The following is a 22,061-nucleotide window of genomic DNA, read 5'->3' on the forward strand; positions in this document are numbered from 1 at the left end:
GGGCCATGGCACTCTATAGAGGCCCTGGAGCGATGGCCGTCACCGCCACGCCTGTTCGGCCGTCTCGCGTGCCCAGCGGTAGTCGGCCTTGCCCGCGGGAGAACGGACGATCTCCTCGACGAACGCGTAGGTCCGCGGCACCTTGTAGCTCGACAGCCGCTCCCTGCAGTGCGCGTCGAGGTCGGCCTGGGCCACCTCGACACCCGGTCTGGGCTCGACCACCGCGGCCACCCTGCTGCCCCAGCGCTCGTCCGGTATCCCGGTCACGACCGCGTCGAAGACCGCCGGATGCCCCTTGAGCACGGCCTCCACCTCTTCGGGGAAGACCTTCTCGCCGCCGGTGTTGATGCACTGGGAGCCGCGGCCGAAGATGTTGACGGTGCCGTCGGCGTCCACGGTGGCCAGGTCGCCGGTCAGCAGCCAGCGGGTGCCGTCGGCGTCGGTGACGAACGTGCGGGCGGTCTTCTCCGGGTCGTTGTAGTAGCCGAAGGCGACCCTGCCCGACTTGGCCACGGTGCCGAGCCGCCCCTCCGGGACCGGCTTCAGGCTCTCGTCCAGCACGGCCAGGTTGGCGGTGGCGTTCGGCTGGTAGCGCAGCCCCTTCTCCGGCGTGGAGCCCGCCACTCCCGAGGCGGTGTAGCCGGACTCGGTGGAGCCGAAGTTGTCGAGGATCATCACGTTCGGCAGCAGTTCCTGCAGCCGGTCGCGGACCGACCCGCTGAGGATCGCGCCGGTCGAGCTGATCACGAACAACGACGACAGATCGTAGGAACCGCCGGCCAGCGCCTCGGCCAGCGGCCTGGCCATCGCGTCGCCGGTGATGTTCATGGTGAACACCCGCTCGCGCTCGACCGTCCGCCACACCTCCTCGGCCTCGAACCTGCGCACGTACGCGATCGTCGCCCCCATCCACCAGGCGATGAACGTGCCCATCTGCGCCGCCCCGTGCATCAGCGGAGGCGCCGCCATCATCACCATCGGGTTGGCCTTGACCGCCTCCTCGACGACCTCCTGCGGGGTCGCGCGCGGCTCGCCGTACGGATTGCCGCCCCCGAACGCCATGAACAGGTCCTCGACGTGCCACATCGCGCCCTTGGGCATGCCGGTGGTGCCGCCGGTGTAGATGATGTAGACGTCCTGGCCGCTGCGCTCGGGGAAGCCGCGCGTCTCCGGCTGCCCTTCCAGCGCCTTCTCGTACGGCACCGCCCCCGCCGCCGGCCCGCCCACCGAGATCAGGTGCCGCAGCTTGGCCGCCTGGGGCGCCACCGCCGCCACCCGCCCGGCGAACTCCACGTCGTAGACCAGCGCCACGATGTCGGAGTCGTTGTAGAGGTAGAGCAGCTCGGCCTCGACGTAGCGGTAGTTGACGTTGATCGGCACCGCCCGCAGCTTGAGCGCGGCCAGCAGCCCGGCGACGTACTCGACGCCGTTGTACAGGTGCAGCCCGACGTGCTGGCCGGGGCCGACGCCGAGGCTCTCCAGGTAGTGCGCCAGCCGGTTCGCCTCGGCGTCCAGCTCGGCGTAGGTGCGGCGCTGGTCGCCGCAGACGAGCGCGACCCGCTCGCCGATGCGGTCGGTGAGCGCCTCGAACAGGTCCGCGTGGTTGAACTCCATCAGGGCTTCTCCCGTCCGACGACCCACATCGCGAAGAACTGGGCTCCCCCGCCGTACGCGTGGCCGAGCGCCCGCCTGGCGCCGTCCACCTGGTGCTCCCCCGCCATCCCCCGGACCTGCTGGGCCGCCTCGGCGAACCTGATCAGCCCGGAGGCGCCGATCGGGTTGGACGACAGGACGCCGCCCGAGGCGTTCCACGGGATGTCGCCGTCGAGGGCGGTCGCGCCGGATTCGGTGAGCTTCCATCCCTCGCCCTCGGCGGCGAAGCCGAGGTTCTCCAGCCACATGGGCTCGTACCACGAGAACGGCACGTAGGTCTCGGCCACGTCGATGTCGCGCCGCGGGTCGCTGATGCCGGCCTGCCGGTAGACGTCGGCGGCGCAGTCCTTGCCGCCCTGTGGGTTCACGGTGTCGCGACCGGCTCGGAAGATCGGCTCGGAGCGCATCGCCGTACCGTGGACCCATGCGGGCGTGCCGGTCACGGCCGACTCCGACGCGAGCACCATCGCGCAGGCGCCGTCGCTGGACGGGCAGGTCTCCAGGTAGCGGATGGGCTCCCAGAGCATGGGCGTGGACTCGACCATCTCGCGGTTGATGCCGGGGATCTTCAGGTGCGCGTAGGGGTTCTTCAGCGCGTTCTGACGGTCCTTGACGGCGACGAGCGTGCCGATGTGCTCGGGGGCGCCGGAGCGCCGCATGTACTCGCGGATGTGCGGGGCGAAGTAGCCGCCCGCGCCCACGACCAGCGAGGCGTTGAACGGCAGGTGCGTCGACAGCGCCCAGGTGGCGTTCGACTCCGACTGCTTCTCGAAGGCGACCACGAGGACCCGGTCGTGCACGCCGCCCTGGATCAGCGAGGCGCCGACCAGCCCGGTGGAGCCGCCGACCGATCCGGCCGTGTGCACGCGCATCATCGGCTTGCCCGCGGCGCCGAGCGCGTCGGCCAGGTACGCCTCCGGCATCATCACGCCCTCGAATAAGTCGGGCGCCTTGCCGATGACGACGGCGTCGATGTCCTTGAACGTCAGCCCGGCGTCCTCCAGGGCGCGCAGCGCGGCCTCGCGCACCAGCCCGGCGATGGAGACGTCGCCCCGCTTCGTGGTGTAGTGCGTCTGGCCGACGCCGATCACCGCGCAAGAGTTGCCCATCATGCCTCCAGGACGGTCACGAGGTTGTGCTGCAGGCAGGGACCGCCGGCGGCGTGGCCGACGGTGCGGGCGGCGCGGCCGTCGAGGATGTGCCCGGCGGCCTCGCCGATGCGGATCAGGCCGGTGGCCATCACGGGGTTGGCGGCGAGCGGGCCGCCGCTGGGGTTGATCACGGTCTCGGCGGGCAGTTCCAGCGCCTGCCTGAGGATGATCTCCTCGTGGGCGAACTGGGCGTGCAGCTCGGCGACCTCGACGCGGCCCTTGCCGACTCCCGCCGCGCGGGCGGCGTCGGCGGCGGAGGCCGAGCGGGACAGGTCGCGCATGCCGGGGTAGTGGGGTTCTATCCGGTGTGCGATGCCCCTGATGTAGGCGGGGTGCTCGCACAGCTCCCGCGCCCTGTCCCCGGCCGCCAGGACGAGCGCCGCGGCGCCGTCCGTGATGGGTGGCTCGTCGCCTTCCAGCGGAAGGTCCAGCGCGTAGGGGTTCGCCCGCCCGTCGGTACGGCTGCGCCGTACGATCTCGTCGAGCTCCTTCCCCGAGGCGCCCAGCGCCGAGCGCTGCAGGCCCGCCATCGAGAGCTGGTCGAGCCCGAGCGGTTCGAGGTAGTACGGGTCGAGCTGGAGCGTCATGATCGTGCGCAGGTCGCCGAGCGACGACTTGCCGAACCCGTAGACCAGCGCGGTGTCGACGTCGCCGTGCTGCAGGCGCACCCACGCCTCGTAGAGCGCCCAGGCGGCGTCCATCTCGACGTGGCTCTCGGAGATCGGCGGCCAGGCGCCGAGCGCGTCGAGCGCGGAGACGAACGAGAACGGCGCGCCGGCCAGGTAGTCGCAACTGCCCGAGCAGGTGAAGCCGAACGCGCGCAGCCCGGTCTTCTCGCGGATCTCGTCGATGACCGGGAGGATCAGCTCCGGCTCCGAGACGCCGGTGTCGTGGTCGGTGTGGTGGGTCTGGGCGAAGGCGACGACGGCCACATCGCGCATTAGAGCTCCGCGTCTGGTTCTCCGGTGGGGGTGAACCACCGGATGTTGGACATCGACAGGGTGCGCTCGGCCTCGGGCACCCATTCGGCGCGTACCCGCATGCCCTGGCGGACCTCGTGGGCGGGGACGCCGCCGACGAGGGCGATCATGGGGATGTCCGCGCCGTCCAGCAGGATGTAGGCGGAGACGAACGGCACCTCGGGGGCGCGCGGGTCGGGCAGGTTGTTGATGGCGAACGTGGTGATGGTGCCGGTGTCGGGCAGTTCCACCTCGTCGGTGATCGCGTTCCCGCATTCCGGGCAGGACAGGCGGTAGGGGACGTACACCTTGTCGCAGGTCGTGCACCGGCAGCCGGTGAAGACGCCGCGCCTGATCCCTTCGAGGAAGTGGGTGAGCGACCGGCTCGCGGTGATCCTGTACGCGGCCTTCACCGGCGAGACGATCTTCGTGACCTCGGGCGCGAAGTAGGCGATGTCGGTGATGTGGCCGCGGCGGGCCGTGCTCCAGACGGGACGCACCCGCGTGCCCGCCTCCAGCGCCTTGGCGTTGCCCGCGTCCACCGCGTGCAGCAGCGCCGTGTCCGCGCCGTCCAGACGGATCAGCGCCCAGGCGAAGGGCCGGTCCAGCGGATGCTGTTCGAGCGGCGTCTCCACCCAGGTCCAGGCGGTGACGGTGCCGGCCGGGCCGACCTCCACGTACTCGCCGGTGACCGGGTCGCCGCTGTCCGGGTCGTACTCCAGCGGCGGCACCAGCACCCTGCCCTCCGCCGTGCGGACCCCGACGATCCGCCCGTCGCGCAGCTCGGTCAGGAACCTGCCGATGACCGGACCCGTCGTCCGCGTGTATCCGCCGGGGAACTCCAGGACGTGGTCGGCGACCAGGGGCTCAGATGGCACGGCCGTGTCCCTCCCAGTAGGGCGCGCGCAGCTTGCGTTTGAGGAGCTTGCCGTTGGGTTCCCGCGGCATCTCCTCGATGAAGTCGATGGTCTTGGGCCACTTCATCCGCGCCAGCCGTCCCTCCAGCGAGGCGAGGATCTCCGCGGCCAGCTCGGGGCCGGGCTCACAGCCGTCGGCGGGCTCCACGACCGCCTTGATCTGCTCGCCCCAGTCCTCGTCGGGGATGCCGAAGACCGCCACGTCGGCGACCTTCGGGTGGATCATGAGCTCGTTCTCGATCTCGGCCGGGTAGATGTTCGCGCCGCCCGAGATGATCATGTCGGCCTTGCGGTCGCAGAGGAACAGGAAGCCGTCCTCGTCCAGGTATCCGATGTCGCCGACGGTGAAGTGGTCCTTGAGGCGGTTCGCCGCGGTCTTCTCGGGATCGCCCTTGTACTCGAAGGCGACGCCCATCATCTTCATGTAGATCGTCCCGGGGGTGCCCGTGGGCACCGGCTCACCCGCGTCGTCCACGATGAGCAGTTCGCTGATCGGCCAGGCTTTGCCGACCGTGCCCGGGTGCGCCTTCCAGTCCTGCGGGGTGGCCAGCGTGCCGCCGCCCTCGGTGGCGGCGTAGTACTCGTAGACCACCTCGCCCCACCAGTCGAGCATCTGGTGCTTGACCGGGACCGGGCAGGGGGCCGCCGCGTGGATCATCCACTTGAGTGAGGACAGGTCGTACTTCTCCCGCGTCTCGGCGGGCAGCGCGAGCAGCCGCTTGAAGTGGGTGGGGACCATGTGGGAGTTCGTCACGCCGTGGCGCTCACAGAGCCGCAGGGTCTCCTCGGCGTCCCATCGGTCCATGTAGACGAGCGTGTGTCCCATGTGCAGCGCCGTACCGCCGAACTGCGTGACGGCGGTGTGGTAGTTCGGCGCGGTCACGAGGTGCGCGTTGGGCCGGCCGGGCGTGATGCCGAACAACGTCAGCAGGAACGTCATCAGCTCCGCGCCGTCGTCGGGGTCCAGGCCGCTCAGCTTCCGCCGGACGCCCTTGGGCTTGCCGGTGGTGCCCGAGGTGTAGTGCATGGTCGCGCCCGCCGTGCGCTCCTGCGGCGCCGTGGCCGGCTGACCCGTGGTCAGCTCGTCCATCGGGCGGAACCCCTCGATCGGCTGTACGGCGAAGCGGCGGTGCGGCTCGATGACCTCGGCGCCCCTGGTGCCCTCGGCCGCGTAGCGCGGGTGCACGAAGAAGGCCCTGGCCTCGCTGTCCTCGACGATGTAGGCGATCTCGGGGCCGGTGAGATGCCAGTTGACCGGGGTGTAGTACCAGCCCGCCTGGAGCGCGGCCAGGTAGAGGACGAGACCGTCGGCGCCGTTGGGCACCAGGCCGCAGATGCCGTCGCCCGGCTGGAGCCCAAGCTCGCGCAGGCCGTGGACGAGCTGGTTGGAACGGGCTAAGAGGTCACCGGCCCGATGCTCGGTGCCGTCGGGGTCGACGGCGGCGATCCAGTCGGGATCCGCCTGCGCCAGCCGCCAGAATCCGAGCGTGCCCATCGCGCTCCCTCGTGTCGGGGGGTAGAGCTTCAGGCGAGCGTAACGCGCGATCGAAGCCCCGAGCAAGCGCTTGATTTCACAGGAGTCTCGCCCGCCTCACGACTCCGCTACAGTTACCGATTTGACCGCTTAGATGCCCAGACGTAATGAAATAGTCAAGAAACTTGGCATATGTCCACTTTGGGCACTTCTGTCACTTTCGTTGCGAGATGATGTTCGTCGCGAGGCGGCGTGTTCCCGAGCACGGGGGTCTCCTGAACCCCGCGCCGCCTCATCGATTGGGAGAACATGCGCTTCAACAAGTCCTTGGCGGCTGCCGGTGCCCTCGGCCTCGCCGTACTCACCGCGAGCCCGGCTCTCGCGGACACCCCCACGGACCTCCCCGTCGCCCCGGTCGAGACCACGTCTCCCGAGGCTCCGGCCGAGAAGCCCGCCGAGACGCCCAAGCCCTCAGAAAAGCCCTCCGCCAAGCCGTCGGCCAAGCCGTCACCTTCGGCATCCACGAAGGAGGCTCCGGAGAAGAAGGAGGTGGAGCAGAAGGGCTCCATCTCGCTGAGCAGCACCACGGCCAAGCCCGGCGAGGTCATCACGGTCTCGGTCACCTCTACGCGCGCGGCCATCACGGCCATCACCTCGCGCGGCTTCAACCCGCCGTCATGGAACGTGCCGGGCAAGCGCACGGAGTACCGCTTCCAGGTCCGCGTCGCCGACAACCCCGGCGAGCACCCGGTGGACGCCCACTTCGCCGACGGCTCCTCGGCCCGCGCGGTCCTGACCGTGCGGAAGGAGGCCGCCGCCAAGACGAGCATCACCGTCGACCGGTCCACCGCCAAGCCGGGTGACATCGTCAACGTGAGCGTCAAGTCGGACGGCCCCGACGTGAAGGCCATCACCTCGCGCGCCTTCTCCCCCGGCTCCTGGAACGTTCCAGCGGGCTACAAGGAGTACCGCTTCCAGGTCCGCGTCTCCGACGCCTACGGCGAGCAGGCGGTCGACGCCCACTTCGCCGACGGCTCCTACGCCCGCACGACCCTGACCGTCGAGAAGGCGGCCGAGGTCAAGTACGGCATCGCGGTCACCCCGAGCGCCGCCGAGCCCGGCGACAAGGTCTCCTACACGATCACCGGCAAGGCCGCCGACGCCTACATCGAGTCGCCGGCGTTCTGGGCGAAGATCACCGAGAACATGACGCTCGGCACCACCAGGACCGGCACCGTGCCGATCCGCCCGGACGCCAAGCCCGGCGTCCACCCGGTCGACGTCGTCTTCAAGGACGCCGCGGGCCGTACCGTGGGGACCGCCTCCACCACGATCACCGTGAAGAGCCCGGTCAAGCCGGTGCCGGTGACGGGCCTGAAGCTCGACCTGTCGCCGAACAAGATCGTCGCGGGCCAGAGCTACTACGCCGGCGTCACCACCACGAACGTCAAGGCGGGCGCCCGGGTCACCATCACCGACCCGGCCGGCCGCAAGCACGTCGTGCGCGTCGACGCCTGGGGCGAGGCCCACGTCAAGCTGACCTCGCCCAAGGGCACGCGACCCGGCGGCTACACCGTCAGGGCCGCGCTGGACAGCGGGCAGAGCACCTCCGCGCGCCTGACCGTGGTCAAGAAGCACCCGCACACGCAGCTCGCCCTGATCCTCGACCCGAACAAGGTCTACGCGGGCGGCTCGTTCACCGCCGTCGTGGCCACCTCGTCGTTCGGCAAGGCGACGAAGGCGACGATCACCGACCCGTCCGGCAAGCGGTTCACCGTGAAGGTCGGCAAGTCGGGCGTGGGCGCCAAGAAGTTCCACGTGCCCTCCAGCACCCGCGCGGGCACCTACTGGTTCAAGGCCAAGCTGGCCAACGGCGCCACCGACTGGGCGAAGCTCACCGTCAAGCCCCGCTACCGGGCCAGCGGCTTCACGCTGACGCCCAAGGGCGGCGCGGACACCGGCGGCGGCCTGCCCGAGGGCAACCCCGGCTACGGCGGCGTCGCGCTCGGCGGCATGCTGGTCGCGGGCTCGGCCATGTTCGTGCGCCGCCGCACCGACGAGAGCTGATCCCTTCCTGGGGGTACGGCTCGCGGGCCGTACCCCCTTTTCTCCTTCGCCGACTATCCGGGGGACAGTCATGATCAGGAGCACGCTGGTCCAGGCGGCGGCGGCCGTGCTGGTGTTCTCCGGCGGCCTGGCGGTCGCCGGTTCGTTCAAGGGCGAGCCCGCGCCCGCGCGGGCGGCCGAGCCGGCCGGGGCCGTCGCCGCGCCGCAGCGGGCGCCGATGTTCGCCGAGGCGGACACGGCCATGAAGCGGTCGGAGCCGGTCAGCGTCTCGATCGGGAGGATCGGGGTGAAGGACGCGCCGATCGAGCCGGTGGGGCTCAATCCGGACCAGTCGGTGGAGGTGCCGCCGCTGGAGCGTCCCGAACTGGTGGGCTGGTACCGGCACCGGCCGACGCCGGGTGAGATGGGGCCGGCCGTACTGCTGGGGCATGTGGACGCGCACGGGCGGCCCGCGGTCTTCCACAAGGCCGGCACGCTCGGACAGGGCGACACGATCGCGGTGAAGCGCGCGGACGGCTCGGTGGCGGAGTTCGCCGTGGACGCGGTGGAGCGGGTGGACAAGGACGCCTTCCCCACCGAGAAGGTGTACGGGGCGACAGAGGCGGCGGAACTGCGGCTGGTGACCTGCGGCGGCGCCTTCGACCCCGCGACGGGCCATTACGAGGACAACGTCATCGTCTACGCGCACCTCACCGTGTAACCTAGCAAGCGCTTGATACTTCAGCGCCTGCCTACGGAGGTCGCCCCGTGGAACTCCTGCCGATCAGCACCCCGCACTGCCGGATCGAACGCGACGGCCACGTCGTGGTCGTCACCATGAACCGGCCGGAGGCCCGCAACGCCCTGTCCTCCGACATGTTGATCGGCCTGGCCTCGGCCTGGGCCTACGTCTCGGCCGAGCCGGGCGTACGGGTGGCCGTGCTGACCGGCGCGGAGGGCACGTTCTGCGCCGGGGCCGACCTGAAGGCCATGGGTCGGCCGTCCAGCGACCCGGACGTCCAGGCCCGGGCGGCGCAGATCCCCAACTTCCACTGGAAGGGCCTGCTGCGGGAGGAACTGCCCACCAAGCCGATCGTCTGCGCGGCCGAGGGCTACGCGGTGGCCGGCGGCACCGAACTGCTCATCGGCACCGACCTGCGCGTCGTGGCCGAGTCGGCGACGCTGGGGCTGTTCGAGGCCAAGCGGGCGCTGTTCCCCATGGGCGGGGCGGCGATCCGCCTGCCGCGCCAGATCCCGTACTGCCACGCCATGGACCTCCTGCTGACCGGCCGCTCCGTCACCGCCTCGGAGGCGCTGGCCATGGGCCTGGTGAACCGGGTGGTGCCCGACGGCCAGGCGCTGGCGGTGGCCAGGGAGATCGCCGACGACATCGCGGCGTCGGGGCCGCTGGCCGTACAGGCGATTCTGCGCACGTACCGGGACACACTGGGCCTGGCCGAGCCGGAGGCGCTGAAGGTCTCCGACGAGTACGGCTGGCCGGTCATCGGCTCCGAGGACGCCCGCGAGGGCTCCCGGGCCTTCAAGGAAAAGCGCCCCGCCACCTACCACGGCACCTGAGCGCCGACGGCCTGGTCACGGTCGTTCCGGTCGGAAAAGGACGGCCGGTAGGGTGGCCGCATGGTGGAGGAGGCGGAGCGGTACCGGCGGGAGTTGCACGTCCACTGCTACCGCATGCTCGGCTCCTACACCGAGGCCGAGGACGCGGTGCAGGAGACGATGCTGCGCGCCTGGCGCGGGGCCGACACCTACGAGGGCCGCTCCACCTATCGCGCCTGGCTCTACAAGATCGCGACGCACGTCTGCCTCGACCTTCTCGGCAGGCGCAAGGAAGTGGTGCTGTCCGAGGCGCCGATGTCGGACGTGCCGTGGCTGGAGCCGTATCCCGACCAGCAGCTTCCCGAAGAGCTGGCCGTGGCCAGGGAGACCATCGAGCTGGCCTTCCTGGCGGTCATCCAGCACCTGCCGCCGCGCCAGCGGGCGGTGCTGGTCATGCGCGACGTGCTCGGCTGGCCGGCCGAGGAGACCGCGGAGTCGCTGGAGATGACGGTGCCGTCCGTCAAGAGCGCGCTCCAGCGTGGCCGGGCCACGCTGCGCAAGCACCTTCCCGAACGGCGCAGCGACTGGGCCGCGGCCACCGAGCCGAGCGCCGAGGAACGAGTCGTGCTCAAGCGGTTCGTCGAGGCGTCGATGAAGGCGGACATGGGCACGCTGGCGACCCTGCTGCGCGAGGACGCGTTGCAGGCGATGCCGCCGTCGATGCAGTTCTTCCCGGGGCGCCAGGCGATCCTGGACATGTGGTCGCCGGTCATGGCGGGCCAGGAGGCGTGGGGCGAGTGGCGGGCGCGTACCACCACCGCGAACAGGATGCCCGCGGTGGCCAACTACGTGCGGCGGCCGGGCGAGGAGTTCTTCACCGCGGTCAACCTCGACGTGCTGCGCGTCGAGGACGGCCTCATCGCCGAGATCACCACGTTCGGGCCCGAGACGCTGCCGACGTTCGGACTGCCGGAAAAAATCTACGACTGAGACCGATTCCTTTTTCCCGGCCTCCCGGTCATAAGGGCATGAACGCTTACGACAGGCTCATCGGCACCTGGAAAGTCTCCGGCGGCACCACCGGAACCGTCACCTACCGCTGGATGGAGGGGCGCAACTTCCTCATCCAGGACATCGCGATGGACAGCGAGACCGGGCCCGTGCTGGGCATGGAGGTCATCGGGCGCGAGATGCCGTTCGGCGCGGACAAGCCCGGCGACGAGGTCAAGTCCCGCTACTACGGCTCCGGCGGCGAGACCTACGACTACGTCTACGAACTCGACGGCGACACGCTGACGATCTGGGGCGGCGAGAAGGGCTCGCCCGCCTACTACCGGGGCACGTTCAGCGCCGACGGCAACACCCTGACCGGCGCCTGGCACTACCCGGGCGGCGGCGGGTACGACTCGGTCTCCGTCAGGGTTCCGTGATCCCGTCGAGCCGCTCGATCGCCTCGACGTACTCCTCGACCAGCCCGAACATCACCTCCTTGACCGGCCGGACCTGGTTGGTGATGCCGATGATCTGACCCGCCGGGAACGTGGCCAGCTCGGCGGCGTCGGATCTCCCGATCCGCCGCAACGCATCCGACACCAGCATGAACTGCAGCGGCATCGGCAACGTCCCTGGGGAGTCCGCGGCTTCCCAGGCGTCGGTCCACTCGTTCTTGAGCAGGCGGGCGGGCTTGCCCGTCCAACTGCGCGAGCGGACGGTGTCGCGCGAGGTGGCCTCGAGGATGCGCGCCTTGGCCATGGCCGGGGTGTCGGCCTCCTCGACGGTGAGCCAGAGCGAGCCCGTCCACACGCCGTCCGCGCCCAGCGCCATCCCGGCGGCCATCTGGCGGCCGTTGCCGATGCCGCCCGCGGCCAGGACCGGAACGTCCACCGCGTCCACCACCTGCGGGATCAGCACCATCGTGGAGATCTCCCCGGTGTGACCGCCCGCCTCGGTGCCCTGCGCGACCACGACGTCGACGCCCACCTCCACCTGCTTGAGCGCGTGGCGGGGGGTGGAGGCCAGCGCGGCCACCTTGACGCCATGCTGGTGCGCCAGCTCGACGACGTCGGCCGGAGGCGGTCCGAGGGCGTTGGCCAGCAGCGCGATCGGGTGCCGCAACGCCACCTCGACCTGCGGCCTGGCGGTGGCGTCCGTCCAGCCGAGCAGCACCTTGCCCGCGTCGGCCGAGCCCAGCGCGGGCACGTTGTGGCGCTGCAGGAGGTTCTCGACGAAGCTGCGGTGCGCTTCGGGGATCATCCCCTGCAGCCTGCCGACGAGCTCCTCGGGCGCGAAGTCCGCGCCCTCGTAGGAGGCGGGCATGACCACGTCCACGCCGTACGGCTTGCCGTCCACGTGGCCGTCGATCCAGTTGAGCTCCATCTCGAGCTCTTCCGGCGTGAAGTAGAGGGCGCCGAGCACACCCATGCCGCCCGCCCGGCTGACCGCGGCGACGACATCCCGGCAGTGGCTGAAGGCGAAGATCGGCAGTTCGATCCCGAACATCTCGGTGACACGGGTCCGCATGGCCTGACGTTAATCCCGACTTCACGTAAATTGCAACACGTTCTACTCTAGAACATGTCGTCGGTACTGGCCGGTAACATCTTGCAAGAACGTGTTCTAACTACGCTTCGTGGCGAAAACGAAAGACCCGCCCCCGCATTCGGGGACGGGCCTTTTCGGAACCTGGGTCAGCGGTCGGCGCGGCGGCCCACCAGGACGCCCACGAGAACGAAGGCGATCCCGACGATCAGTAGCACCAGCGGGATGATGTTCTGCAGCAGGTTGATCTGGCTCTTGCTCTTCTGGGCGCTGGAGACCAGGTCGCTGACGGTCTGGTCGGTCATCTTCGCCGTGGCCACGAAGGCCAGCGAGCGCTCGACGCCGTCCTGCGTCTTCAGCACCTCGTGGCGCTGCTGCTCCTGCTTGACCGGCGCGCCGGTGGCCGGCTCGATCCAGAAGGTGTTCTTGCCGTCGTAGTAGCGGTCGACCTGGACGTCGCCCTCCTCCGTCATGCCGAGCACGGAGGCCGGCGCGGTCAGGGTCTCGGTCTTGGTGGCGGGGATCTGCTGCTCGAAGACGTAGACGGGCAGGCCGTTCACCGTTTCCTCGCGCACGAACGTGGCGTCGAAGGCCTTCTGCACGCTGGAGTTGAACACCTTGTAGGTCTTCTTCTCCACGCCGAACGGGAACTTGTAGATCTGGCCCTCAAGGGTGACCGGGGCCTTCTTGACGTTGACGGCGCAGCAGTTCACGCCGGCGCCGGTGTACTTGTCGAAGGCGCTGCGGCGGTCCGACAGGTCGATCTGGGGACGCCGGTTGGTCACGTCGTTGACGACCGTGGCCTCGTCCCAGACGACCACGTCGTCCTTGGACTCCTTCACGTCGCCGCGGGTCGTGACGATGATGTCGAGGTCGGCGGTGAGGACCTTGAGGTCCTGCTTGGAGAAGTACTGCGCGCCCGTCGCCGTCAGCCGGGTGATGCCGAACTGGTTCGCCGGGGCGGCGATGATCTTTTCCGCCGCCCAGAACTTCACCAGCGGGGCTAATGCGATGAAGAACGCTCCGACCCCGATGAGAACGAGCGTGGAAATGCGACCCATCAACGGCTCCTAGAACGTGTTGTCGTATGGCCCGGCGCTAGGGCACCAAAGTATGACAGTGAGTGACATGCGTCACCGGGCGGTATAGAGCCGCAACCAAATCGATAGAAACAGGTTCTAACGTGGGTGGGGTTATGGGAGACAGGGTTATGGCAGACACTCCGGCACGCGCCGACCTCGCACGGTCCTTACGGCTGTTCCGCGCCTTCCGTGCCGAGCAGAGCGACGGGGAGGCGTACTACACGACGCTGGCCGCCGACACCGCCGCCCAGCTCGTCCGGTACGCCGACCTGGACGGCCGGACGGTCCTCGACGTGGGCGGCGGGCCCGGGTACTTCGCGCGCGAGTTCCGCCGCAGGGGCGCGCGGTGCGTGTGCGTGGACGTGAACGCGGGCGAACTGGCGGGCGGTGGGCTGCTGGGCAGCGCGATGGACCTGCCGTTCCGCGACGGCAGCGTGGACGTCTGCTTCTCGTCGAACGTGTTGGAACACGTGCCCTCCCCTTGGCGGATGGCCGCGGAGATGGCGCGCGTCACCCGCCCAGGCGGCCTGATCTTCCTCGCCTACACGAACTGGCTGTCGCCGTGGGGCGGGCACGAGACGTCCCCCTGGCACTACTTGGGCGGGAAGCGGGCCGCCCAGAAATACCACCACAAACACGGCAAGCCCCCCAAGAACCTCTACGGGGAGAGCCTCTACCCGGTCTCGGTGGCCGCCGGCCTCCACTGGGCCCGCACGGCCAGGGAGGTCGACCTCGTGGATGCCCTCCCCCGCTACCTGCCCTGGTGGTACCGCCCGATGCTGAAGGTCCCGATCGTCAGGGAGTTCGCAACGTGGAACCTGGTGCTCGTCCTGAGGAAACGCCCGTGAGAAAGCCCCCGGCAGACAAACTGGTAGCCGGCACCCCCCAAACCCCCACCCCCACCGACCAGCCGGCAGGCACCAGGCCACCCGAAGGCCACACGCCTACCAACCGATCGGCAGACACCAGCACGCCACCCGAGGGACACGCACCCACCAACCAGCCAGCAGACACCAGCACACCACCCGAGGGGCACGCACCCACTAACAAGCCGGTAGGCGTCGCGACGCCCTCCGATGGCGTGGCGCCTACCAACCGGTCGGCAGACACCGGCACACCCCGTGAGGGACACACACCCACCAACCAGCCGGTAGGCGTCGCGACGCCCTCCGATGACGTGGCGCCTACCAATCGGTCGGCAGGTGCTGAGACGCGCGCAGGCGGTGTGCCTGCCAAGCAGTCGGCAGGTGGTGAGGAGGTTGGGTCGGGGGCTGTTGGGGGGTTGGAGTCCGGGGGTGGGCGGGATGCGGCTTTGGATGGGGTTCGGGGGTTGGCGGCGCTTGGGGTGTGGTTGTTGCATGTGGGGGGCAACACCGGGGTCATCTACCGGGACGGGATGTTCGCCTGGATGACCACGCGGCTCGGGATCGCGGTGCCGATCTTCTTCCTGCTGTCCGGGCTGCTGCTGTTCCGGCCTTGGGCCAGGGCCTTCATCCAGGGGACGGCCGCGCCCAGTACGCCTCGGTATCTGTGGCGGCGGGTCGTGCGGGTCTTCCCCGCCTACTGGCTGGTCACGGCGCTGGCGCTCTGGGCCTGGAGTTCCCTGGACGGGTACGGCTGGGCCACCTGGATGCTCATGCTCCAGAACTACACCGACCAGACCCAGGCCCCCGACGGGCTCTACCAGATGTGGACCATGCCCATCGAGCTCGCCTTCTACCTGGCGCTGCCGCTGATCGCGTGGTGCCTCGGGCTGTGGGCGCGGCGGGGGAACCGGGCGGTGCGGCTGCTCGCGGGGATCGCCGTGCTGCCGGTGATCTCGGTGGCCACGGTCGTCGCGGCGCACGTGTGGGATCAGCCGCACATGGCGTTGTGGTTGCCCCACCACCTCATCTACTTCGCGGCCGGAATGGCCATGGCCGTCCTGTCGGTGTGGATCAAGGAGTCCCGGGCGCTGGACTCTCTGGCGCCTCAACTGCTGGTGCTGGCGGTGCTGCTGTACGCGATGCTCAGTACGGAACTGGCCGGGCCGAGGACGTTGACGCTGCCTTCGTTGTCCCAGTCGCTCTGGCGGATGGGGCTGGAGACGGCGGTGGCGATCCTGGTGGTGGCGCCGTTCGCGCTGGCGCCCAGGACCGACTCGTTGCGGTATCGGGTGCTGGGCAATCCCGTCTCCGCCTATCTGGGGCGGATCTCCTACAGCGTCTTCCTCTGGCACGCGCCCGTCATCACGCTGTACTACAAGGTGACGGACGCGGAGCCGTTCAACGGGAACTTCTGGCCCGTCGCGACCTTCACGCTGATCGGGACGCTGCTGATCAGTGCGGCGAGCTACCACCTGGTCGAGGAGACCGCGCTGCGGCTCACCGGGCGGCGGCGAGCTCCTGCTCCACCGCCGGAGCCTCCTGCTCGCGAACCGTACGCGGCGGCACGGTGACCAGCGCGCCGAACAGCGCGCCCATCGCGGCGCAGGCGAGCAACTGAGCCACCTGGTCGGCCAGGACCGGCACATCCAGCCGGATCCCGGCCGCCACGGCCACCGCTGCCAACACGAACAGCACCGCCCCCAGCCACGGCGACCCGACCACCCCCGCACCCCGCCGCGCCCCGTCCATCGCATCGGACGACACCCGCCCATCAACCGCCGCAGAAGCGGGCGAGCCGGGCAGGGACACGGACGCCGACACGCCTGCGGAGCCGCGCATCGGCACCCTGGACGCGGTCCCGCCTGTGGGGACGGACCCGGGTGTGGGGGCGGAGCTGGGTGTGGGGGCGGAGCTGGGTGTGGGGGCGGAGCTGGGTGTGGGGGCGGTGTCGGGCATGGGCGCGCCGCTGGAGAGCGCGGAAGCGGAGGAGGGGGTGGTTGGGGTTGCGTCGGGGTTCGGGGGTGTGGAGGTACGGCCGCGCCCAGGCGCACCAGCACCCGTGAAGGCGGGACGGAGGCGGGTCAGGAGGACCAGGGCGGTCATGGCCAGGACGGCCGCCATACCGGGCCAGCTCGCCACCCAGCCACCGAACGCCAGCCCCACCACGATCACGTACGGCACCCGCCACCGATCCAGCCGAGACCGCCCAGCCGGCGCCGTCTGCAGGACGTGCTCAGGCCGAGGCCCACGCATCACCAGCGCCAGCAGGGCAAGCCCGGCGATCCCCACCAGCCCAGCCGCCAAGGCCAGCCAATAGGTCCGATCCGGCCGGTACTCCAGCCGCACAGTCCCGGTGGTCCCGGCGGGCAGTTCCCAAGCCTGCTTCCAGCCGTCGATCCGCACCGGCCGCAGCGCCTGCCCGTCGAGCTCGGCCCGCCACCCCGCGTTGAAGTTCTCGTTGACGATGAGGAACGAGTCCTTGGGCGCGCTGACCCGCACCTCACGCAGCGAAGGCGTCCAGGTGCCCTGGACGGCTGCACCCGTGACGGCAGGCGAGCCCGCCTCCAGCGAGCCGACCATCAGGCTCGACACCGCCCAGGGCTCCCAGCCGGGAATCCTGACCCGGTTGTCGCCGGCGCCGACCGCCGCCTGCGAGCAGGCGACGAACCGGACGGGCCGCTGTTCCAGCAGGTCGGCGTAGGTGCCGCTGACCTTGGTGCGGACCGGCTTGCCGTTCAGCTGAAGGGTGGGTCCCTGACCGCAGCCCAGCCGGAACGGGATGCCCTCCGGGCGGCTCGCCGGGTTCACCCCGGGGATGATCAGTTCGGTGACCTGCAGCCGGCGGGAGGCGGCGAAGAAGCGGAGTTTGAGCGTGCGGGTGGTCATGGGCTTGAAGACGAGGTTGCCTCCGGCGTCGACGCGGGCCCCTCGGGTGGCGCCCTTGTCGCCGGTGACGATGACGTCGAGGGGTTCCTTGTCGCCGCCGGGACGGGCGATCTGGACGCGGGAGATCGTCTTCGGCTTCTTCCAGCCGATGGTCAGCGCGGGCTCGGCGTCGGGTCCCGCGGGGATCCAGGTGGTGGCGGCGTCGGCGTCGAAGGCGGCGCGGGGGCCGACGACCGGGTCCTTGCTGACCTGGGAGGTGCCCTTGACGCTCGGGAGGTCGTCGGTGAGGCGGGTGTAGCGGTCGACGAGCGCGGGGTCGCGCAGGACGGCGAAGCCGCTCATCGCGTTCTTGCCGGCGGAGGCGGCGGTGAAGGTGCGGTCGAAGCCGGCGCCCTCCTCGCCGGGGCGCTCCAGGAGGGGGTTGCAGATCCAGCGGGCCTGGTTGCGCATGCAGCGGGGGCGCTCGTCCACGCCGCGGTCCATGACGTAGACGTCGCCGGTGGCCTGCGGCAGCCGGATGGTACGGCCCGGCAGCAACCCCGGGATGGCGATCTCGCTGATGCCGACGCGCTCGACGAAGTTCCAGGTGGGGTTCGTGGTGGCGACGACCTTGATGCGCACCCATCCGGTGGAGCCGGAGGGGACGCGCAGCGTCTGGGGGCTGTTGGTCTGCTGGACGTCCTGGACGATCCGCCCGCCCTCGGTCTCCACGGCCACGGTCTTGATGGACTGGCCGAGCAGCACGTTGTTGGTGAAGGTCACCTGCATGCCGGGCAGCGTGCGTTCGGCGGGGAAGTCGAGGCGCAGCCATTCGCCCGAGGGCGGTTTCCAGCCGCTGGTCTCCCAGTTGGTCTCGTAGTCGCCGTCGAGGGCGGCCCACGGGCCGCGTCCCGAACTGCTGATGCCGGGTACGGCGCCGGCGTCGGCGGCCGAGGAGGAGGCGGTCACCGCGGACACGCCCTCGTACTCGGCCGTGGCGGTGTCGTCGAGCCAGCCGGATTCGAGCAGGTCGAGGGCGCGTACACCGGTGAAGTCGTCGCGCTGGTCGGCGGTGAGGGTCTGGGTCCAGTTGGAGCGGATCTCGCCGAAGTGGCGCTCGCGCAGCCGCAGGGCGTCGCTGACCACGGTGGGCGCCTCGCGGGTGCCGGCGTCGCCGTTGACCAGGACGGGCGAGTCGCCCAGCAGGCCGAGGTCGCCCATGGACAGCAGGGAGTCCGGCCCGCCGCGTACGGCCAGCGCGTCCCCGGCCGGGAGCACGCCGACCGCGCCCGAACTGCCCGACACCTCGTAGAGGTCGAGGGCCGGGAAGGGCCAGTCGACGGAGTTCTCGGCGTCGTCGGTCCTGGTGTCGCCCACCTCGCCGCCGAACGACTGCAGCCGGGTGATGCCGGGTGACTCGCGCAGCGTCTCGTAGATCCTGGTGGGGTAGGCGCCGGCGATGGCGGCCCGGTTCAGGTCGTTGCGTACCAGGAGGTAGCGCACGCCCATGCGGCGCAGGACCTCGGTGATGCCGGGTGAGCCGTGCCCGGCCGCGAAGCGCTGGTCGAGGGCGTCGAGCAGGCGGCTGAGCCCGATCGAGCCGGCCGCGGTCACCTGCCGGGTCGTCCAGCGGGCGGCGAACATGGGCTGCATGGGGTCGTCCATGGGCCGGCCCCACAGGTACTCGCCGAACTTGGCGCCGGGGACGACCAGGACGCCGTCGCCGCCGGCGTTCTCGTTGAGCCAGGTGGCGGCCTGGCGCCAGTAGAGCGGGACCTCCTTGAAGTGCCCGGGAGCGGCCAGGCCCTGGTTGAACACGGGCAGCACCAGGCAGGCGAAGGCGGTCGCGGCCACGGCCTTGACCGGCACGCGCACCTTGACGAGGAGGTGGGCCAGGCCGAGGGCGAGCGGCAGCCGTACCAGAGGGTCGAACTTGCGCAGGTTGCGCAGCGGGGCCAGCGGACCGTCGAGCAGCCAGCGCACGGGCTCGGCGACGACGGGCTCCAGCGCGCTCATGTGGCCGGCGGTCAGCGCGCTCACGCCGACGAGGAACAGCGCGATCACGAAGCCGCGCGCGGGCAGGTCGCGGTGGGCGAGGCCGGCCAGGCCGAGCGCGGCCAGCACGCCGGTCACGACGATCATGAGCGCGGAGGTCGCGATGGCGTAGCTCGCGGGCTGGGTGTCGACGCCGTTGACGGTCAGGAAGCGCACCCAGTCGGAGGCGCCGCGCAGCACGTTGGTCAGCGAGGTGACCTGCGTGGTGGCCGTGGAGGTCTCGGTGTAGGGCAGGAAGGAGAACGCGTAGCGGCCCACGAGCAGCAGCGGCAGCCACCAGAACAGCGTGGCCACGCCGACCGCGCCGCTCCACCAGGCCAGCATGCGCCAGCGCGGCACCGGCCTGGGCCTGGTCAGGATGTAGAGCACGGGGGCGACGAGCACGGCCAGCACGGCGACGGCGTTGACGCCGCCGCAGAGGGCCACGGCCAGGCCCGACCTGATCGCCGCCCTGGCCCGCTGGCCGGTCTCGGAGGCGGTCAGCAGCGGCAGCAGGATCCACGGCAGCATCGCGGCGGGCAGCCACTCGGCGGAGATCTCGCCGATGATCGACAGGGCGCGGGGCGCGAGCGCATAGGCCAGCGCGCCCGCGACGCGCGTGCCGGGGTTGCCGATGCCGAGCTGCCTGGCCAGCCGTTCCACGCCGAGGAACGAGACGCACATGAGCAGCGTCAGCCAGAGCCGCTGGGTGACCCAGGCGTCCAGGCCGAGCAGCTCGCCGAGGGCGAAGAACGGGCCCATGGGGAAGAGGTAGCCGGCGACCTGGTTCTGGAGCTGGCCGAAGTGCTGGAGGTCCCAGAGGTGGGCCAGGCGTTCCAGCCAGCCGACCGGGTTGAGCGCGAGGTCGATCTTGGTGTCCGCGATGATGTCACCCGGACTCGTGGTGAACGCCAGGACGGCGAAGCCGAGGCAGCAGAGCACCAGCCAGAGCCGGTGCCTGGCCCGCCCGCTGACCGGGGTGTCGTTCACGAAGGCTCCCAACCGAAGACCCGCATCGCGGCGACCGGGCGGCCGAGGGCGAGCGTGGCCAGCCGTTCCGCGCTGTTGTCCCAGCGGAACCTCGACGCCCAGCGCCGGCAGTTCGCGCCCTGGGTGTCGTCGAGCTCGTCGAGCGCGGCGGCGACGCCCTTGGCCAGGTCGGCGCCCTCGGGCACGAGCCAGCCCGTCTCGCCGTGGCGGATGGCGTCCCTGAGGCCGTCCACGTCGAAGGCGACCGTGGGCACGCCGAGCGCGGCGGCCTCCAGCACGCACAGTCCCCAGCCCTCGCCCTGGGAGGCGTTGACCTGCAGCCAGGCGGCCGAGATGAGGCGTTCCTTCTCGGCCTCGGACACGTAGCCGTGCATGGTCACGCCTTCCGGCAGCCGCGCGCGCAGCCGTTCCTCCTCGGGGCCGCGGCCGACGATGTCCACGGTCAGGCCCGGCCAGCGTTTGCGCAGCTCGGGCACGGCGTCGAGGAGCAGGTCGACGCGCTTGTGCGCGACCAGCCTGCCGACGCAGACCAGTTTGGGGGTACGGCTGCGCGCCGCCAGATGCTCCGTGCCCGGTTCGACGCCGTTGGGCACGATGTCGATCGGGCCCAGCCAGCCGAGCCGTTCGCGCATGGCGGCCACGGTCGAGGGGGAGACCGCGACGCTGCGCCGTCCCCGGTAGGTCCAGCGCGAGGCCGGGCCCTCCAGGAAGCAGCCCAGCACGGCCAGCCATCGCGGCAGATGCACGTCGAACTGCCGGTCGTGCACGTGGTGCACGACGCAGATCACCCTGGTACGGCGGGGCAGCACCCACGGCGTGAAGAACGGGATGCCGTTCTGGCAGTCGAGCACCACGTCGAACCTGTTCCTGCGGCGCAGCAGCCACGCCAGCACCAGGGGGTAGACGGTGAACAGGCCGCCCATTCTGGCCAGCCGTACCCCGTCGACGGTCTGGTGGCGCGCCTGGCCGGGGGCGCGCGCCGTCACGAAGCGCACCCGCGCGCCCGCGCGGGCGAAGCGCCTGGCCATCTGCCACGCGTAGGTCTCGGCGCCGCCGGCCGCCGGGTGCCACGGATCCCGCCAGTTGACGACGGCGACGCGCAGACCTTCGAGTTCGGACGGGATCACGAATATCCGACGGGGTCGGGCGCGTGCTCCCACGCCGGCTGGACGGCGCCGCGTGACTCGGCGCGCAGCCGTAGCCAGATCCCGCCGAGCTCCAGCAGGATCCCCGCACTGTGACGGGCCGGGGAGAAGCGCGATCCCGGCATGTCGTGCCACTGGATGGGGATCTCCATCGCCGCGGAGCCGAGCGCCGCGCAGCGGGCCAGGAACTCCACGTCGAAGGCGAACCCGGGCGTGCGCATACGTCCGGCGACCTCGCGGGCGAGCCGGCCGTCGAAGAACTTGAACCCGCACTGCGTGTCGCTCACCCCGCGGACGAGGCGGCGGGCGAGCGCGCGAAAGCCCACGGCGCCCAGCTCGCGGACCCGGCTGTGCCGGTTCTCGACCTCGCTGAACGTGTGCGCCCGGGAGCCGATGACCACGCGCTCCCCGGACAGGAGCAGGCCGATGGCCACGTCGAGCGCGTCGAGGTCGGTGGCCATGTCGGCGTCGCAGAACCCGACCAGCGGGGCCCGCGTCTCCAGAAGTCCCGCCCGCACCGCGGCGCCCTTGCCGGGGACGGGGCAGGCGATCAGGCGGACCGGGACCTCGCCTTCCGGCCACGTCTTGACGATCTCGGCTGTGGTGTCCGTGCTGTTGTTGTCGACGACGATGACGGCGGCCGGGAACGGCATTTGGGCAAGCTTCGCGCACAGCTGCAGGAGGCCCCCGGGGAGTCGTCGTTCCTCGTTGTAGGCCGGGACGACGATCTCAAGCAGTGGTGTACGGCTTACCCGCTCGTCCCCTCGGCGGGACGGCGGCATGA

17 protein-coding genes are annotated in these 22,061 nt (G+C 70.7%); 7 read left to right on the plus strand and 10 right to left on the minus strand.

Features of this window, described 5'->3' with window-relative positions:
- Positions 1-39: 39 nt before the first annotated feature.
- Genes ACIBEJ_RS15120 through ACIBEJ_RS15140 form a run of 5 tightly spaced genes read right to left on the minus strand, consistent with a single transcriptional unit; the run spans position 40 to position 6,175 of the window.
- Positions 40-1,614, minus strand: coding sequence for an acyl-CoA synthetase (locus tag ACIBEJ_RS15120; protein ID WP_397183306.1), 1,575 nt, complete (start codon positions 1,612-1,614; stop codon positions 40-42).
- On the minus strand, positions 1,614-2,762 hold the full coding sequence (locus ACIBEJ_RS15125) for a thiolase domain-containing protein (RefSeq protein ID WP_397184309.1): 1,149 nt from the start codon (positions 2,760-2,762) through the stop codon (positions 1,614-1,616). The genes ACIBEJ_RS15120 and ACIBEJ_RS15125 overlap by 1 nt, the downstream gene beginning before the upstream one ends.
- A complete protein-coding gene (locus tag ACIBEJ_RS15130) occupies positions 2,762-3,745 on the minus strand; it encodes a lipid-transfer protein (RefSeq protein ID WP_397183307.1) in 984 nt (327 codons plus the stop codon). The genes ACIBEJ_RS15125 and ACIBEJ_RS15130 overlap by 1 nt, the downstream gene beginning before the upstream one ends.
- Positions 3,745-4,641, minus strand: coding sequence for a Zn-ribbon domain-containing OB-fold protein (locus tag ACIBEJ_RS15135; RefSeq protein WP_397183308.1), 897 nt, complete (start codon positions 4,639-4,641; stop codon positions 3,745-3,747). Before ACIBEJ_RS15135 ends, ACIBEJ_RS15130 begins: the two co-directional genes overlap by 1 nt.
- Positions 4,631-6,175, minus strand: a complete 1,545-nt coding sequence (locus ACIBEJ_RS15140; protein ID WP_397183309.1) for an acyl-CoA synthetase — start codon at positions 6,173-6,175, stop codon at positions 4,631-4,633. The genes ACIBEJ_RS15135 and ACIBEJ_RS15140 overlap by 11 nt, the downstream gene beginning before the upstream one ends.
- Before the next feature lie 288 nt (positions 6,176-6,463).
- Between ACIBEJ_RS15140 and ACIBEJ_RS15145 the strand changes: the two genes are divergently transcribed.
- The 5 genes from ACIBEJ_RS15145 to ACIBEJ_RS15165 all read left to right on the plus strand — a co-directional run bounded on the left by ACIBEJ_RS15145 (position 6,464) and on the right by ACIBEJ_RS15165 (position 11,187).
- A complete protein-coding gene (locus ACIBEJ_RS15145) occupies positions 6,464-8,221 on the plus strand; it encodes a hypothetical protein (RefSeq protein WP_397183310.1) in 1,758 nt (585 codons plus the stop codon).
- 70 nt (positions 8,222-8,291) lie between these two features.
- Positions 8,292-8,921, plus strand: coding sequence for a class F sortase (locus tag ACIBEJ_RS15150; protein WP_397183311.1), 630 nt, complete (start codon positions 8,292-8,294; stop codon positions 8,919-8,921).
- A 47-nt stretch (positions 8,922-8,968) separates the two neighbouring features.
- Positions 8,969-9,778 (plus strand): crotonase/enoyl-CoA hydratase family protein, encoded by an 810-nt coding sequence (locus ACIBEJ_RS15155; RefSeq protein WP_397183312.1) that lies wholly within the window; start codon positions 8,969-8,971, stop codon positions 9,776-9,778.
- Between the two features lie 60 nt (positions 9,779-9,838).
- A complete protein-coding gene (locus tag ACIBEJ_RS15160; RefSeq protein ID WP_397183313.1) occupies positions 9,839-10,747 on the plus strand; it encodes an RNA polymerase subunit sigma-70 in 909 nt (302 codons plus the stop codon).
- 38 nt (positions 10,748-10,785) lie between these two features.
- The gene (locus ACIBEJ_RS15165) at positions 10,786-11,187 is read left to right on the plus strand and encodes a hypothetical protein (protein WP_397183314.1); all 402 of its coding nucleotides are present in this window, start codon (positions 10,786-10,788) and stop codon (positions 11,185-11,187) included.
- Here the strand turns inward: ACIBEJ_RS15165 and ACIBEJ_RS15170 are convergent.
- Together ACIBEJ_RS15170 and ACIBEJ_RS15175 are read right to left on the minus strand one after the other, a co-directional pair.
- Positions 11,174-12,277 (minus strand): NAD(P)H-dependent flavin oxidoreductase, encoded by a 1,104-nt coding sequence (locus ACIBEJ_RS15170; RefSeq protein ID WP_397183315.1) that lies wholly within the window; start codon positions 12,275-12,277, stop codon positions 11,174-11,176. The two genes, ACIBEJ_RS15165 and ACIBEJ_RS15170, sit on opposite strands and share 14 nt — an antisense overlap.
- A 167-nt stretch (positions 12,278-12,444) precedes the next feature.
- A complete protein-coding gene (locus ACIBEJ_RS15175; protein WP_397183316.1) occupies positions 12,445-13,356 on the minus strand; it encodes a DUF3068 domain-containing protein in 912 nt (303 codons plus the stop codon).
- Positions 13,357-13,505: 149 nt separating this feature from the next.
- Between ACIBEJ_RS15175 and ACIBEJ_RS15180 the strand changes: the two genes are divergently transcribed.
- Positions 13,506-14,225: a methyltransferase domain-containing protein gene (locus ACIBEJ_RS15180; protein WP_397183317.1), complete on the plus strand. Its 720-nt coding sequence runs from the start codon at positions 13,506-13,508 to the stop codon at positions 14,223-14,225.
- 377 nt (positions 14,226-14,602) lie between these two features.
- On the plus strand, positions 14,603-15,814 hold the full coding sequence (locus ACIBEJ_RS15185) for an acyltransferase family protein (RefSeq protein ID WP_397183318.1): 1,212 nt from the start codon (positions 14,603-14,605) through the stop codon (positions 15,812-15,814).
- On the opposite strand, the gene ACIBEJ_RS15190 is transcribed toward ACIBEJ_RS15185, so the two are convergent.
- The 3 genes from ACIBEJ_RS15190 to ACIBEJ_RS15200 are packed head-to-tail and all read right to left on the minus strand — an operon-like array spanning position 15,741 to position 22,059.
- Positions 15,741-20,132, minus strand: a complete 4,392-nt coding sequence (locus ACIBEJ_RS15190; RefSeq protein WP_397183319.1) for an alpha-(1->3)-arabinofuranosyltransferase family protein — start codon at positions 20,130-20,132, stop codon at positions 15,741-15,743. The genes ACIBEJ_RS15185 and ACIBEJ_RS15190 overlap by 74 nt on opposite strands.
- Positions 20,129-21,259 (minus strand): glycosyltransferase family 4 protein, encoded by a 1,131-nt coding sequence (locus tag ACIBEJ_RS15195; RefSeq protein WP_397183320.1) that lies wholly within the window; start codon positions 21,257-21,259, stop codon positions 20,129-20,131. The genes ACIBEJ_RS15190 and ACIBEJ_RS15195 overlap by 4 nt, the downstream gene beginning before the upstream one ends.
- The gene (locus ACIBEJ_RS15200; RefSeq protein WP_397183321.1) at positions 21,256-22,059 is read right to left on the minus strand and encodes a glycosyltransferase; all 804 of its coding nucleotides are present in this window, start codon (positions 22,057-22,059) and stop codon (positions 21,256-21,258) included. The genes ACIBEJ_RS15195 and ACIBEJ_RS15200 overlap by 4 nt, the downstream gene beginning before the upstream one ends.
- Positions 22,060-22,061: the final 2 nt, after the last annotated feature.

Origin of the sequence: Nonomuraea sp. NPDC050790, assembly GCF_044456745.1 — a bacterium.
GTDB lineage: Bacteria > Actinomycetota > Actinomycetes > Streptosporangiales > Streptosporangiaceae > Nonomuraea.